The 14,997-nt window shown below is 68.4% G+C and carries 14 protein-coding genes; 7 read left to right on the top strand and 7 right to left on the bottom strand.

Annotated elements, in window-relative coordinates; all coding sequences use genetic code 11:
- Window positions 1-36: 36 nt before the first annotated feature.
- Window positions 37-1,032 carry an NAD(P)H nitroreductase gene (locus tag AB0H50_RS25965; RefSeq protein ID WP_357457293.1) on the bottom strand — a complete coding sequence of 332 codons (996 nt, stop codon included), beginning with the start codon at window positions 1,030-1,032 and terminating at the stop codon, window positions 37-39.
- 398 nt (window positions 1,033-1,430) lie between these two features.
- On the opposite strand from AB0H50_RS25965, the gene AB0H50_RS25960 reads away from it, so the two are divergent.
- Together AB0H50_RS25960 and AB0H50_RS25955 are read left to right on the top strand one after the other, a co-directional pair.
- On the top strand, window positions 1,431-1,904 hold the full coding sequence (locus AB0H50_RS25960; RefSeq protein ID WP_357457291.1) for an Rrf2 family transcriptional regulator: 474 nt from the start codon (window positions 1,431-1,433) through the stop codon (window positions 1,902-1,904).
- A gap of 1 nt (window position 1,905) precedes the next feature.
- Complete coding sequence (locus tag AB0H50_RS25955) at window positions 1,906-3,129, top strand: globin domain-containing protein (RefSeq protein WP_357457289.1); 1,224 nt, start codon at window positions 1,906-1,908, stop codon at window positions 3,127-3,129.
- 162 nt (window positions 3,130-3,291) lie between these two features.
- On the opposite strand, the gene AB0H50_RS25950 is transcribed toward AB0H50_RS25955, so the two are convergent.
- A complete protein-coding gene (locus AB0H50_RS25950; RefSeq protein WP_357457287.1) occupies window positions 3,292-3,873 on the bottom strand; it encodes an XRE family transcriptional regulator in 582 nt (193 codons plus the stop codon).
- A gap of 464 nt (window positions 3,874-4,337) precedes the next feature.
- Entirely contained in the window at window positions 4,338-7,589 is a 3,252-nt protein-coding gene (locus AB0H50_RS25945) for a BTAD domain-containing putative transcriptional regulator (RefSeq protein WP_357457285.1), read from the bottom strand.
- Between AB0H50_RS25945 and AB0H50_RS25940 the strand changes: the two genes are divergently transcribed.
- The 3 genes from AB0H50_RS25940 to AB0H50_RS25930 all read left to right on the top strand — a co-directional run bounded on the left by AB0H50_RS25940 (window position 7,581) and on the right by AB0H50_RS25930 (window position 9,891).
- Entirely contained in the window at window positions 7,581-8,300 is a 720-nt protein-coding gene (locus AB0H50_RS25940; protein ID WP_357457284.1) for a hypothetical protein, read from the top strand. The genes AB0H50_RS25945 and AB0H50_RS25940 overlap by 9 nt on opposite strands.
- A gap of 113 nt (window positions 8,301-8,413) precedes the next feature.
- Window positions 8,414-8,656 (top strand): zinc-binding dehydrogenase, encoded by a 243-nt coding sequence (locus AB0H50_RS25935; protein ID WP_357457282.1) that lies wholly within the window; start codon window positions 8,414-8,416, stop codon window positions 8,654-8,656.
- 185 nt (window positions 8,657-8,841) lie between these two features.
- Window positions 8,842-9,891, top strand: coding sequence for an NAD(P)-dependent alcohol dehydrogenase (locus AB0H50_RS25930; RefSeq protein WP_357457280.1), 1,050 nt, complete (start codon window positions 8,842-8,844; stop codon window positions 9,889-9,891).
- A gap of 236 nt (window positions 9,892-10,127) precedes the next feature.
- On the opposite strand, the gene AB0H50_RS25925 is transcribed toward AB0H50_RS25930, so the two are convergent.
- The gene (locus AB0H50_RS25925) at window positions 10,128-10,775 is read right to left on the bottom strand and encodes a TetR/AcrR family transcriptional regulator (RefSeq protein ID WP_357457278.1); all 648 of its coding nucleotides are present in this window, start codon (window positions 10,773-10,775) and stop codon (window positions 10,128-10,130) included.
- Between the two features lie 149 nt (window positions 10,776-10,924).
- Between AB0H50_RS25925 and AB0H50_RS25920 the strand changes: the two genes are divergently transcribed.
- Window positions 10,925-11,545 (top strand): SRPBCC family protein, encoded by a 621-nt coding sequence (locus AB0H50_RS25920; protein WP_357457276.1) that lies wholly within the window; start codon window positions 10,925-10,927, stop codon window positions 11,543-11,545.
- A 305-nt stretch (window positions 11,546-11,850) separates the two neighbouring features.
- Here the strand turns inward: AB0H50_RS25920 and AB0H50_RS25915 are convergent, their stop codons facing one another.
- Window positions 11,851-12,333 carry a hypothetical protein gene (locus AB0H50_RS25915; protein ID WP_357457274.1) on the bottom strand — a complete coding sequence of 161 codons (483 nt, stop codon included), beginning with the start codon at window positions 12,331-12,333 and terminating at the stop codon, window positions 11,851-11,853.
- 228 nt (window positions 12,334-12,561) lie between these two features.
- Window positions 12,562-13,095 carry a hypothetical protein gene (locus tag AB0H50_RS25910; RefSeq protein ID WP_357457272.1) on the bottom strand — a complete coding sequence of 178 codons (534 nt, stop codon included), beginning with the start codon at window positions 13,093-13,095 and terminating at the stop codon, window positions 12,562-12,564.
- Between the two features lie 541 nt (window positions 13,096-13,636).
- Here AB0H50_RS25910 and AB0H50_RS25905 point away from each other — a divergent pair.
- The gene (locus AB0H50_RS25905) at window positions 13,637-14,158 is read left to right on the top strand and encodes a hypothetical protein (protein WP_357457270.1); all 522 of its coding nucleotides are present in this window, start codon (window positions 13,637-13,639) and stop codon (window positions 14,156-14,158) included.
- A 68-nt stretch (window positions 14,159-14,226) separates the two neighbouring features.
- Here the strand turns inward: AB0H50_RS25905 and AB0H50_RS25900 are convergent, their stop codons facing one another.
- Window positions 14,227-14,892 carry a hypothetical protein gene (locus AB0H50_RS25900; RefSeq protein WP_357457268.1) on the bottom strand — a complete coding sequence of 222 codons (666 nt, stop codon included), beginning with the start codon at window positions 14,890-14,892 and terminating at the stop codon, window positions 14,227-14,229.
- Between the last annotated feature and the right edge of the window lie 105 nt (window positions 14,893-14,997).

Below are 14,997 nucleotides of genomic sequence, written 5' to 3'. Positions count from 1 at the left end.
TCTCTCCACTGGCGAAAAACATTGTCTGTTCCGGTATTACGCTTCTGCCCCTCGGACCGCATCGGTGGTGATCAGGGTGTCCTCGACCGATCGCCGAGGAGTCGCAGGAAGCGGCGCGGCGCTGGTCGGCGCCCAACCGACCCGCAGGAACGCCTGCGGGTAGCCGGTGCCGTTGAGCACATCGAGACGAATCCCGTCACGCTGCTCGGCGACCTCGAGCGGCTCGGTGAGCAGACAGGTGGCCAGCCCGATGTTGGCCGCGGTCAGCAGCACCCCGCTGATCGCCTCCCCCGCCCGCAATCTCGACAGACGATCGTCGGCCGAGGTGGCGAACACCAGCAACTCGGCATGGTCGGGTTCCTGTGCGGGATCGGCCAACCCGGCGCGGGCGAACACGCGAGCGGGTAGTTCGTCACCCGGCCGCGGTAGCGGCGCACTGCGCGCGGGTACACCGTCGAGGCTGCCGTGGCGGCCGGACCACATCGCCAATTCGAACCGATAGGCGTCGTCACCGGCGTGCGACCGGCTCGCGGCGCGGGCCGCGGCGACCACGCGCTCCCGCTCCGGATCGCCGATCACGCGTACGGTCGCGCCGAGCGCCTCGGCGCGTTCGCTGAACAAACCGAGGTACCCCGGCGGTATCGGCCACGAGCTGTAGTGGCGACGATCGGTGTGCCGCAGCGGAATCGCCGTACTCAACGCGACCTCTTGGTTGGTGGGCCGACGCGCCACCAGCGTCACCGCCGCCAGGTGGTTCGGATCGTCCGGATTCGGCAGACGGTGGATGACCGGCGCCCAGCCCACCGCCGCCAATGCCACGGACAGATGATGCAGCGCCGCACCGCAACTGATCACGATGTCGCGCTGATCGGGATCCGTCGACGGCAGCGCCCGCCGCGGGTCCAGGTACAAGTGGACGCTGCGCTCACCGATCCGCCAACGCCACGGTTGCACGTTGTGCACCGAGGGCGCACGCCCAGCCAGCGCCAGCGCTGCCTTGACAGTGGTGTCGTCGGGCAATCCGCGGTCCATGATGTCCGTCCTTCGCTCGCATCTCCGCCACCACCGTCGCACCAGGACGCCTGCTCGGATAAGAGCAGGAGGACCCCACCGAGGGGGACTTCGGGCGCATACCTCGACTACCCTGTCGTCCCTCCGGGTCAACGGCGATCTCGTCTCCGACGCCGGAAACTCGTCGTCGTGCCGACCATCACAGCGGCGCGTCGCCGCACTCGCTGGGCCTTTGGACCCGCGCGAGAAGGACTTCCGGCCGCGGCGAGGCGAGGGCTCCAGTTCATAGCCTGAACTCGACATCGCAAGAAGATTTCGAGCTGCTCACCGAAAGCCTCGGCGGCTACGGCGACCGGTCGGCCAGGTTATCCCGCTCACATAATTGGTATCCAGAGTGCGAATTATCGTAGGTTCGAGGCATGCAGCTGACCCGGTTCACCGACCTCGGACTCCGCGTCGTCATGCGGTTGGCGGTGGCAGGCAACGGTGATCGTCCGGGAAGCCGCGAGATCGCCGAGGAACTGTCGGTGTCGTACGCCCACGCGACGAAAGTGATCACCCGACTGGGCGAGCTCGGCGTCGTGGACGCGCGCCGCGGGCGCGGCGGCGGGCTGGCCATCACCGAACTCGGGCGCACCGCCACCGTCGGATGGCTGGCGCGCCGCCTCGAGGGCGAAGACGAAGTGGTCGAATGCGACGGAGCCACTCCGTGCCCGCTGCGCTCGGGCTGCCGGTTGCGCTCGGCGCTGCGTCGCGCCCAGCACGCCTTCTACGCGTCCCTGGACACCCTCACCATCGACGACCTCATCCAAAATCCCACCGGCGCAGTGCTTCTCGCGCTGCCGCCGGTAGCCCGCGCGGGCACCCAAGTATCAACGATGATCGGAGAATGACATGCTCTCGGCCGCCTCGAAGGAGACCATCCGCGCCACCCTGCCCGCGGTCGGCGCCGCCATCGGCGACATCACGCCGCTGTTCTATCGCAAGATGTTCGCCGCGCACCCCGAACTCGAACGCGACCTGTTCAACCGAGGCAACCAGAAGCAGGGCGAGCAGCAGAAAGCGCTGGCCGGCGCCATCGCCGCGTTCGCGGCGCTGCAACTCGAACCCGATCCGGCTCGCGTCGATCTCATCCTGTCGCGGATCGCGCACAAGCACGCCTCGCTGGGAGTCGAGCCCGCCCAATACGCGATCGTGCACAAGCACCTGTTCGAAGCCATCGCCGAGGTCCTCGGCGACGCCGTCACCGCCGAAGTCGCGGCGGCATGGGACGAGGTGTACTGGCTGATGGCCGAGACGCTGATCTCGATGGAGGCCGGCCTCTACCGGTCCGCCGGTGTCGCGGTGGGCGATATCTGGCGGAAGGTGCGGGTGCGCGAGCGGCGCCACGAGTCCGCCGACACGGTCTCTTTCGTGCTCACTTCGGTCGACGGCACGCCCCTGCCGTCTTTCGCACCGGGACAGTATCTTTCGGTGGGCGTGCACCTCGAAGACGGCGCCCGCCAGATCCGCCAGTACAGCCTGTCCTCGGCCCCGTCGAGCGAAGACTGGCGCATCACCGTCAAACGCGTCGACGCCAAGACCCTGCCCGACGGCTCGCAGGCCCCGGCCGGGGAAGTGTCGAACTTCCTGTACCGCAACGTCTTCGAAGACGACGTGCTGGAAGTGACCACCCCCTTCGGCGATCTGGTGCTCCAGGACGACGACGCGCCGCTGCTGCTGATCTCCGCGGGCATCGGATGCACACCGATGATGGGCATGCTCAGCCACCTCGCCGGCACCGCCGACCCCCGCCCGATCTCGGTGCTGCACGCCGACCGCTCGCCGAGCAACCACGCCCACCGGGCGGAATTGGCCGAACTCGTCGAACGCCTCCCGTACGCGGTCATGCACCGCTGGTACGAGGACCTCGGCGCACGCCGCCCCGAAGACCGGCTGCGCGAAGGCCGCGCCGATCTGGGCGAGATCACCATCGCCGACGGGACCCGCGCCTACCTGTGCGGCCCACTGCCTTTCATGCTCGGCATGCGGGAGGCGCTCCTGGGAAAGGGTGTGGCCGCCGAGAACATCCACTACGAGGTCTTCGGCCCCGACAGCTGGGCGGCCGCCCCGGCCTGACCAGCGACTCGAGGTAGCCCGCACCAGCCCTGCCCCGTCCGACACTGGGACGTCGCCTGTCACTGCTCGCCCAGCGGCATTGATCGGGGTCGTCCCGGTGTCGGCTCGCGGTGGAGGGACCGGACAGTGAATCTCGCGAAAAGCGGTCCGTTACCGCTGGGTTCACCCCTGCGGCTCGGCGCGTACGTGCGATCGCACCCCTTGCAGACCGAACAGGATGAGCAGCTCGACCGCGCCGCCGTCGGCGCTGCCCAGCCAGTGCGGCAGGGAGGTGTCGAATTCGGCTGCCTCACCGGGTGGCAACGTGAGGTCGCGCTCGCCGAGCACGAGCCGCAGGTGACCGCTGAGCACGTACAGCCATTCGAAGCCTTCGTGAGTCTGCGGTGTCGGTTCCAGCGGTTCCGGCCGGGCGGGGATGATCATTTTGAACGCGTGCACCCCGCCCGGCCGCCGGGACAGCGGCACGAAGATCATCCCGAACCGCCTGATCGGTTTCAGGTGTATCCGGGGATCGCCGGTGCGCGGGGCGCCGACGAGGTCGTCCAGCGGAACGTCGTAGGTACGAGCCAGCGGCAGCAGTAGTTCGAGGGTCGCCCGGCGCTGGCCGCTCTCCAGCCGGGACAGGGTGCTCTCCGATACGCCGGTCGTCGTCGCGAGGTCGGCGAGGGTGATGCCGCGGTCGCGCCGCAGTGCACGCAACCGCGGCCCCACCGCGTCGAGCACGTCGTTCATTTCGCGATCCATGAGGCCCATCTTGCCGGAACCGCAAGATTGCGTGCCAGTTCGCGGTGCGACTGGTGGGTACCCGCAGGCGTCCGGTCGTGACGGCTGAGAGTTCACGCTTGGATGCCAGTGTGCTGAGCTGCGGTTTTCCTACTTATGTCAGTAGGCTTTTCCGACGAAATGTCAGTATCCGATGCCCGCCGGGTTCTGGTCCTGGCCTGGAGAAATGGCGGTTGGGAGAACCTGCTGGAAGTCGCTCGTCAGACCTTTTCCTGGGCCACGGTTGTCGAAGAGCGCCCGGCAGTAGGTGTCACCTGTAGCGCTTGGTGGTGGCGGGCATGTAGAGGTAGGAGTTCACGGCGCCCACACCCGAGTCCAGGGCATCGGAGTGATGGCCGTACCGGCCCACCTACGACACCGACAGCGCCGCGGTGCACTTCCGATCTGACGCATGACGTTGCCGAAACAGTTCCGGTAGAGCCAAATCAGGCGAACGGCCACCGCGTCAGGCGGTCCGCCGCGCGGGACTCGTAGGGTCGCGCGCCGAGCACCCGCGCCCGGTGTCGCGCGGCGACCACCTCGTCGCGCGCGCCAGGGAGTCCGAGAATGCCGCGTGCGGTACCGCGGTAAAGCCCGGACGGTCCGAGACACACCAGCCCCGGCCATTGCACGAGCAACGTCTCGCCCCACCCCTGGGTGAAGGGTTCGAGTTCGCCGGTGAGCTCGACCACCCGGTCGCGCTGCCGCGGCGCACGCTGACCGACCGCGAGCAGCGCCTCGACCAGCAGTGGCACACGCACGGCAAGGCGCGGGCCGTGCAACCTCCCCGGCAGGGCGATGACCGACTCGATCGACGACAGCGCGCGCTCGTGGTCACCGATCTCCGCCGCGGCCATCGCGACCACGAGCGCGAAGTCCTCGTCGAAGTCCTGCGCCATACGGTCCACCTCGGCGAGTACCTCGCCGAGACGTCCGCGATGCCACAGCTCGATCGAATTGCTGGTCAGCGCCGAGGCCTCGGCGAGCCGCCGGGCGTGATCGTCGACCGCGCCGAGATCGTCGGCGAAGCGGGTCATCAGCGCCTGCGACTGCCCATAGTCGCCGCGCAGCACGGCGAGCATCACCTGCCACCACAGCTGGGTGGCCGCGAGGTCGATGTCGCCTGCGGAGGCGAGCCGGGCGAACTCGGCCGAGAGCCTGCGCACCAGCCGCATATCGCCCGCCTCGAGGGCGCAGACGCGGCGCAGATGGACCGCCGTCGCCCGCGCCGTGCGGTCGTGGCCCGCGAGTTCCTCCAGTTCCTCGGCGATTTTGCGCCGATCGGCGACGGTGGCCGGCCCCCAGGTGCACAGGAACTCGGCCAGCAGTACCTGCGGCCACGATCGGCTGCCGGGTGCGCTGCGCGCCCGCGCCTCGGCGAGAGCATCGAAATCCCCTGGTAGACCATGGATTGCGCGGTCCGCGGCCTCGATCGCTTCCGCCTCGGCGACCAGCTCGGCGTCGAGATCGAGGCGATGCGCCAGTGCCTGCGCCCGCAGCACCGACGAGCCCGCCTGCACCACACCGTATCCGGAGAAGTAACCGGCTACGCCACGCGGCGCCGCCAGCAGCGCGGTCCGCGCCAGACCGGACCAGTCGCGGCGTTCAGCGCAGCGCCGACCGGCCCGGTCGAAACACGCGGCGGCCGCGTCGTAGTGACCGAGGCGGTGATGCGCCTGTCCCGCAAGCCAATCCAGCTCGATCAGCAACTCCACGTCGCCGGGATCCGCGTGCCGGACCCCGCGCGCGGCGAGGTCGGCGCACTCGGTGGGCGCGTCCCGCCACAGCGCGTCCCGCGCCGCCGCCGAACAGGCCTGCGCGGCAGCGGAATCCAGCGAATCGAGTGCGGCAGCGCTGCGATGCCGCGCCTGCGCCGCCAGCGCATCCGGTCGCAGGTCGGCCAGCGCGTCCGCGATCCGCTTGTGCAACAACGCCGTCCGCACTTCACCGATCGCGGCGAGTACGGCATCGCGCACGAGTTCGTGTTCGAAGGCGACGGTGCCGTCCTCGAGCGAGACGACCCGTGCGGCGACGAGTTCACCGATCCGATCGTCGAACCGTGGCGCGCCGTCGGCCGCGGCGGCCAGTCCGATCGACGCGGGCGCCCCGATCACGGCCAGCACCTCGGCGAGCGCTCGCGCCGAGGGCGAGACCGCGGCCAGCTTCGCTGTCGTGATCTCGCGGGCGGAACCCCTGACGTCCAAGGGACGGCCCGTCCGGACGAGATCGCACAGTTGTGCCGCGACGAACGGGCTGCCCGCGCTGAACTCGATGATCCGGGCGCGCACCTCGGAACCGACCGCACCGAGATCGGCACGCACCAGCTCGTCCACCGCCGCATCGGACAGCGGCGACAAATCGACCGCGACATGGGTGCCTGCGGACTGGAGCAATCGCACCGCGGCGCCCACCTCGGCCGGGAGCGGCTCGGGGCGAACCGTGAGAAACAGCAGGACAGGATGGGCACGCAGCACCCGCATGGCCGCCGCGATCGTCCGAACCGAATCGGGATCGGCCCACTGCACGTCATCGATGACCGCGACGATTCGTCCGGTCTCCCGCGCCACGTCGGCGAACAGCGCGGCGAGCGCACGCGGTGTCGGGATGTCGGGCACGGTGCGCCCGGCCAGCGCGGCCTGATCCAGCCACGGCGTCAGCGTCGCCAACGCCGAGGCGCCTGCCCCGCTGATTCCCGCGGTGAAGAAGGCCGTGGCGTCGTGGCGTCGTACGGCGTCCTCGACGACTGCCGTCTTGCCGATGCCGGATGCGCCGCGCACCGTCACGACGGTCAGTCCCCGCCGCGACCGGTTCCAGGCGCGGTCCACGACAGCGGCGACGTCGTCGCGTCCGACGAGGGCCGACCGTCCCGCGGCCTGTGTCGCCGCCGGCTGTGCCGGATTGCGGATCTCGTTCTCGACCCGGAGGGTGTCGAGCGCGGGATCGAGCCCGAAATCTTCCCGCAGCGAGCGCCGCAATCGAACGAGAACGTCGAGTGCCTCCGAGGTTCGTCCACAGTCGCGCAGGGCCAGCGCCAGCAGCCGTGCTGTGCCTTCGCGCTGCGGATGTCGCTCGCATTCGTCGGTGAGCAGTGTGACCGCGTGCCGTGCGCGGCCGAGCACGATCAATCCCTCTGCGCACATCTCGACGAGTTCCGATCGCAACTCGGCCAGACGCGCGCGTTCGGGAGCGAGTTCGACGATGTCGTCGACGTCGGAGAGCGCATCGCCGCGCCACAGGCACAAGGCGCGTTCGAGCAGATCGACGGTTCGTCCGACGTCACCGTCGGCGTGTGCGGCGCGGGCGTCCCTGGACAGCACGTCGAGCAGGTCGAGGTCGGTGCCGGATCCGCCGCACCGCAGCACGTAGCCGTTCGGGCCGGTTTCGATCCGGAATTCGGGGAGTGGCCGCAGCGTCCGGCGCAACCGTGACACGTAGCCCTGCAGCGTGACAAGGGCGCTCTCCGGCGGGCTGCCCCGCCAGAGCAATTCGCACAGATAGGGTGCGCTGCGGGCGGTGCGCTCGGCCGCGAGGATGACCAACAGCTCGGCGTGTTTGCGCGCCGGGATGGTGAGACGGGCGCCGTCCGGGCCGCGCACTTCCAGCTGACCGAGCACCGAGATGGCCGGTCGGTCGTCATCGGACCTGCTGCGCACCAGCGTCACACCAGCGCCCTCGTCGACCCTTGGCTCATGACACACACGCAAGCACTCCTACCAACCCCGGCCACCGGCGAGAATCGGACCATCGGCCCCTCCCGCGAGACTGTACTGCGGATGTGCGGTGCCGCACTGAGCATCGCAGGCCCCCTGTGCATCGCGGGCGGCACACTGCATCCGATCGTCGCGGGCAAGAGCCACTCGGCCGAGGCGCTCACCAGCCCCGGCGCGCCGACCGCGCAGATCCTGCTCGGCATAGGAACCATCCTGCTGATCCTCGGCCTGCCGGGGATGTACGCGTGGATGCGGCCGAGACTCGGCACGGCCGGATTCGTCGGCACGGTCTGCTACCTGATCGCCAACGTCGTCACCGCGACCGGTCATCTCACCGTCGAGCTGTTCGTCGCCTACCCGTTCGCGTCCGACCCCGGCACCGCGCACCTGATCGCCGACAACGACAACATGATCGGCACGACCGCGTTCGCATTGTTCAACATCATCGGCGCTCTCACCCTGCTCGTCGGGCTGGGTCTGCTCGGCGCGAGCATGCTGCGCAACAACACGGTGCCCCGCTGGATCGCGGTGCTCACCCTGCTCGCCGGGCTCGGCTTCTTCCTCCCGATTCCCGCCACCCAAGGCCTGACCGGATTCCTCTACGAGGCGCCGCGCGGCATCGTCGTCGCCGCCATCGGCGTCCTGATGCTGCGTCAGCCGCGCGGATTACGACGCTGGGTGGAGGATACGGCCAGGTAGCGGAGAACGGGCGATCATCCCGCCGCGCGGCGCCATCGCCTCACAACCCCGACCCAACCGCTGATCGATATCCGCGCCCCGCACCCAGTACAAGGCGGGGCCCCGGCGGCATCGTGGTATCACCGCTCCCGTGCGACACCTCCCGGCTGTCGACCGAGGCCGAAAAGTTCGCGGTTCGAGCGGTTTTCATGCTGGTCGAGGCCGATCACGCCGGTATGCGAGAGCTCTCGCCGACCAGGCCGCGGCCGGCGCGTGCGCCCCGACACAGCGCCTTCCCGCTCGCGGAGGCCGCCAAGGCACACGCTCTCGGCGACACCGGCCGCACCGTCGGCAAACTCGTCCGCACCGTGCCCTGACTGCCGATGCCACCGATAGCCGACCAGACGAAGACCGATACCTGAGGCGCAGGCGGTCTACATCAATAGGAGGAGACCTCGGCTTTCGACCTTCCTGTGGCAGTTCGAGCAAACGCGCGCCACCACAAGGATCATTCCTTGGCGGGAATCGCCAGGTGTTCATGCGCCGATCAGAATCGAGCACCATGAGCGATCGATTCGACGCCAATGCACTGGCGAATTCACTTGCCTACCAAATGGAACCGATGCGCGGAGTGGACGGACTGACCACACGGACGCGAGAGATTCCGCGACCCGGCCCGAACCAGGTCGTGGTGCGGGTGCGCGCCGCCTCGATCGACCGCCGCGACCTCATGCTCATGGCAGGCACGTATCCGGTGCCTGCCGAGCCGGGGGTGGTGCCGTTGGTCTCCGGTGCGGGCGAGGTCGTCGCGCTGGGAGACGGGGTGACTCGGGCCGCGTTGGGAGACCGGGTCACCAGCACCTACTTCCTGGGCTGGATCGACGGCCCACAGACACAGGCGCTGTCGTGGCGGCAGTACGGCGCCAACCACGATGGCTGGCTGGCCGAACACATAGTGCTGGAGGAAGATTCGGTAGTCCACGTGCCAGCGCATCTGACCGACGCCGAGGCCGCCACGCTTACCTGTGCCGGGTTGGTGGCCTGGGCAGGGCTTACCAAGCCGGTGGCGGTCGGCGCCGGGCAGACAGTCCTGACCGTCGGTTCCGGAGTGGTCGGACTGTTCGCCGTGCAGCACGCCAAAATGCTGGGGGCGCGAGTCGTGTCGATCACCTCTTCGGCCGACAAGGCGGAGCGGCTGCGCAAGCTCGGCGCCGACGAGGTCGTGAACCGCACCCGCACCCCGGACTGGGAACAGGCGGTGCTCGACCTCACCGACGGTCTGGGCGCAGACCACGTGATCGACGCGGTCGGCCCGCTCACCCTGCCGAAATCCATTGCCGCCGCGGCCTACAACGCACAAGTCACGCTCATCGGCGCATTCCCCGGCCCGCCCGGGCAACCCTCGGCCGATCCGCTGGGCGGCAAGTACCTGGCGATCCGGCGGGTCGCGGTCGGCAGCCGCACCGACTTCGAGGCGATGAATCGGGCGATCGCCGAGCACGGTGCGCGGCCGGTGATCGATCAGGTCTTCCCGTTCGACCGAGCCGTCGACGCCTTCCGCCACTTCACCGGGGGCGACCCCTTCGGCAAAGTCGTCATCACCATGCCGTGAGCTGCGTCGACCCCGGCCTGGACGCGTCGCAGCAACCGGACTGATCACAACACGCGCGTGCGAGCCACGCTTGCCCTCCGGTCTTGTCCACGCCAACCAGAACGGCTGCGCCGCAATACCGTACGCCGCTCGATGGACGCCTTGACCGCGGCGCCGAACACGCCATCCTCCCCGACGGCGCCACCGGACCAAGCCGGACGAACGCGCCGAAACCCGCGGCGGGAGTGCTATCGCGGTCAGTCGGTCAGGAGGGTGTCCAGTTCGTCGGCGAACAGGAGGGCGGGGTCGAACTCCATTCCGGTGAAGTGTCCGGCGAGTTCGAGGGAGAGGACGCCGTGGATTCGGGTCCAGAACGACAAGGCGCGGTGGAGGGTCGTGCCTGGCACGGATTTGTCGGGGGCCCATCGGCGATGGTGTTCGAGGTGGGTGTCGAACGGTTTCGCCTCGTCGTCCAGAGGCAGCGCAGAGAATGCCTCGATCAGCATCGTCATCGTCTCGTTCGAGATCGCGGTGGTGTCATCGGGTGCGCGATAGCCGGGGACCGGCGTGCCGTAGATGAGGAAGTACCGCTGGGGGTCGGCCAAGGCCCATTCCCGTAGGGCGTAGGCCATTCCGCTCACGTCGGCGCCGGAGTCTCGTGCTGCGCGGAGCGTATCGGCCAGGCTCCGGTAGGCGTCGCGAATGAGTTCGGTGATCAACTCATCGCGGCCTGCGAAGTACCGGTACAAGGCGGGTCCGCTCATGCCGACCTGCTTGGCGATCGCGTTGAGCGACAGCGCGGACGCGCCCGCCGTGGCGATCTGCTCCCAGGCGCACTGCTTGATCTCCGCACGCATCTGCGCGCGATAGCGCTCCCGCGGGCTCCGCACCCCGGCATCCGTCATGGGCTGCCCCTTCCCACTGTGCACCGACAACGTTGGTTAGAGGTTATCACTTTTCCTCTTGCCTATCACTGCGAGCTGTTATAAGTTCTAACCAACGCAACAGCCAGTAACTCGAAGCGTTTCACCGGCCACGAACAAGGAGCAGAACCATGACCGACACCCGCCGCCGCAGCCAGGCCACCCTGCTCGGGATCGCTGTGACCGCCGCGATCGTCGGCGCTACCGCCACGCCGGCCTCCGCCGACGGCTCGTCGGCGGACTCGATCCCGCTGACCTGCGCGGGGCACGGCATCGACCCCGCCGCCCCGATCCACTACCGCACCGAGACTCTGATCAAGGCACCCCTGGACACCATCTGGAACCTCCAGACCGACGTGGAACGCTGGCCGAGCTGGCAGCAGCCCGTCACCAGCAACAAGCGCCTGGATTCCGGCCCACTGCAACCCGGTTCGCAGTTCCGGTGGACCACCCCTGTCCCCGCCACCGCCACGACTCCCGCGACCACGCTCACGATCACCTCGACGGTCCAGCAAATACAGCCGCAGCAGTGCATCCGCTGGAGCGGCCCAGCGATCGGCGACGGGATCGGCATCGACAACGGCATCCACGTCTGGACCTTCACCCCGGTGGACGGCGGCGTCCTCGTGCGCACCGAGGAGAACTGGAACGGAGCCCAGGTCGAAGCCGACGTACCGACCTCCACTCACTTCCTCGGCGCCGGCCTCGAAGCGTGGCTGGCCGACCTGCGAACCGCTGCCGAACGTCGGTGAACACCTTGTCCGCCAATACATCTCGGTATGGACGCAGCGGCGGCACCCGGCGCACACCTGTTGGGTTCTGGCCGCTGTCCTCGATGCGCGCCGCTCAGGCTGCAACGAATCCAACCTTCGGCAAGCGAATCGGGAACCTACCGGACGAAACTCGTTCGGAGTGACAGCAACTCGGCGATCGGCCCTGGCGGAGTTCTCATGTCCGCCCGGGCCGATCGGGGGAGAAAGCCCTGCTGCGTCGATCCCGCTCGCCGAGGGATGCCGGAAAGCGGTGGTATCGAGCGAATCCGACGCGGTAGCCGGGCTCACACCGCCGTGAAGCTACCGAGCCCCGAGGACAGATTGATGGCGAAACCGCCCGCGGTCGCGACTGCGACGATCTCGCCCGCTCCGGTGAACACCGGCACCGGCGCCGGGGCGCAATCGCAGGGCCGCGGCGCGGTGTCCCGGTCCGCCACGTCGACCACTCCGGACGCTCCCGTCGTCACGTTCGACCACCAGATCCTGGCGTGGGACTCGAGCGGTCCGCCACCGCCGAAGGGGCTGGGGTTGGCGACGCCGAAGGTGGTGACGCCGGGTTGTTCACCGACGGTCGCCGTCAAGAAGACATTGAATTGCGATGGAACGCCCCATGTTTGGGCTATCTTCATGAGCGGGAGCTGGAACGTGGTCGTCTCCGAGGCCCGAGCGACGGTGTGCTGCCCCAGCACCAACGCACCGACCACCGCACCGATGACACCCAGCTCGGCGCCCACGCAGGCAGCCCGGCGAACCACGTTGTTCGTCACCAACCCTCCTCACAGTCGACTCCGGCCCGCATCCATGCCTGCAACACCATGGCGATCGATGACGAGATCGCCGGATCGGCGTTGCCGACCGTCGCATTCACGGTGGTCCCTGCGCATTCGGCAACCCGCCCGTGAACGAGCACCTCGCCAAGTAAACAGCCCGAGGTGCGATATTCACGGCATCGACCCGCCCAGACTTGCGGCTTGCCGGTCGAGCGGTGCGGCAGCTCAGGAGAAGAACGGCCTTGCCCACTCGGTGAACCGCTCCCCCAGCTCCGCCTGCGCCGCCGCGAGAACGGCCGCGGGGTCCTCCGCCACCGGCAGGCCGAAGTTCTCGTCGAGCCACGCCACGAACTCGTCGTGCCCGTCGCTGTACTCCTCGTCCTCGTCGCGATAGAAGTACACCTCCTCCCCATCGACTCGGATCTCCGAGTCGAAGCCGAGAAGCTGAAACAACTCCCGCACGTGGCGGGCGACGACGTACTCCCCGCCTTCGTCTCCGAAGACGACCACGGGCAGCGTGGCCGGATCGGCCCGGTCGTCGAGACGCCACAGCGCGTAGAACGAACCGGAGCCGTTGGCCTGCGCGAAGGGAATCAGCCGGTCGGTGAACGCCGGATCCTTCGACCAGCCCGCCACCAGGCCCGAGATGTCCCCGAAGTCCGTCAGGCCGAACCCGTCGGCGTAATACTCGTAGCCGAGCCTCTCCTGCAACTGCATCAGCAGGTTGAGCTCCTCGACAGGCGAATACGGGCTGTTCAATGCGTCTCCCAGCGAGCATGGTGGGCAGTCTCGTTGCGGCCGCCCGGATTTCGAGATCTTAAACGCCTTCGCCCAGCCGGTTCCGTTCCCCATCCCGCGCCGCGCGAACAATGGAGGCGGAGACACATGGCCGGTCGGCATCGTGCAATGAGCAAGTGCGGCCCGCTTCGTTCCGAGTTCCGCCGTGTCGAATCCGGTCAGCGAACAAACGCCGTCCCTGAATCCGTCCGGCAGCCGATCCCGCGTGCACTGGATCCGTCACACTGCCGTTCACGGGGAGGTTCGCGACCTGCCGCAAAGCCGAGTAGTGGACTACCCGCGACATCCGTATTCGTCTCGGTCAGGCTCGGATATCGCAGACCACACGTCTCGGCTTTCTGGAGATATCCGTGTGCGCACAGGCCGCGAGGCACGCGGCCGCCTCGACCTGGGTCGACAGGGAAGTCGCGACGGCACCGATGCGGAGTCCGTTCGCACCGGCCACGGCCCCCGGAAGGGACGGATCGAGCCGGACGCCGAGAACGACACGAGGAGGTCGGCGGTGCACCCCGACAATCAGCGATCCGAGCTTCGCACCCGGCTCTGGAACGACGCACCGGAAAGCCCCGACAGCCGCACCACCACCGTCGAGAGCGCGGTGCTCGAACAGTACCGGCTCTGCGTGGAGATGGCCGACCGGGTGAGCGCCCGGCGCGGGCTGGCGAACTCCTTCTTCCTGACGCTCAACACCGGCATCTTCACCTTCGTGGCCGCCTTCGGGAAGGCGCCGCCGCAGGACAAGGTGTGGTGGCTCGCGATCCCCCTGGCCGCGGTCCTCGGCCAGTGTTTCGCCTGGTTCTACCTCGTCCGCAGCTACCGGCTCCTCAACTGTGCCAAGTACCAGGTCGTCGGCGCCCTGGAGGAACGACTCCCCGCCTCACCCTTCTGGCGTGCCGAATGGTGGGCCCTCGGTGAAGGGAAGGACCGATCACGGTACTGGCCTCTCTCGCACATCGAGGAGTGGATTCCGCTCCTCTTCGCGATCGCCTACACCTCAGGGTTCCTCGCCGTCGTTCTCTCCTGAATCCGCGTTCGTCCGAGCCGTATTCGCCAGAGCCGCCACCCCCGAGAGCCCGGACGATCTCGACGCCTTCAGACCAGCGCAGCCCGGGTCTGCGCGTACGCGATGACATTCGCTTCGTAGTCCGCCGCGTCATGCTCCGGCGAAGACAGTCGGAGTCGATGTATCGCGTCGTCGAGTTCCGGCCCCGGCCCACGGTCGGCCAGCAGAACGACGATCGCCTCCCACTCCCCGGTCCCCTTGTCCGGTCGAGCCAGTAGCTCATCGAGGTACCGATCGGGCTCTACCAGCTGCAATGCGCGGCGCGCGTACGCATGCACGCGGCGGGGCAACTCGGCGCGAATGGCATCGATATCGGCTTGCAGCACGTGCTGACCCGGTTGCTCTGGGTCGAGCTGCACCGACCACAGCGCGGTCAGCTCGTCCGGTAAGCGATGAGTGGTGATCAGGTCCGGGCCGCCAGCCTTCTCCAGCGGCGTGGGCGGCAGACCCAGCCGAGCGTTGCGCCAATTGCAGAACCCCCACCAAGCCGTAGGCGTGGCGTTCAGCTCCAACCCGAATCCGAGAACTTGCTGACCATCCGTCCACGTGCGCGTCACCCGGGTGCGGCCCACGGAGGCGACACCCTCCGGTTCGACCCGCACCCACACCGGATCCGAACCGTGAAACCCATACGGCTGTAGCAACTTTCCTGTCTCACGCAGCACACGACGCAGCGCCGAATCGGGACTGACCATCCCCGCAGACTATCGATGCGCCCCGACAGAGCAGGCCGAGGCCAGGGGCGGCGATCGCGAACCTTCGGAGCTAGGTTGCTAGCAAGCTAGTGTGCTAGCATCGCT

The organism is Nocardia sp. NPDC050793 (genome assembly GCF_040654065.1).
In the GTDB taxonomy this organism is placed as follows: domain Bacteria; phylum Actinomycetota; class Actinomycetes; order Mycobacteriales; family Mycobacteriaceae; genus Nocardia.
This window is presented reverse-complemented; position numbering and strand designations above follow the sequence as displayed.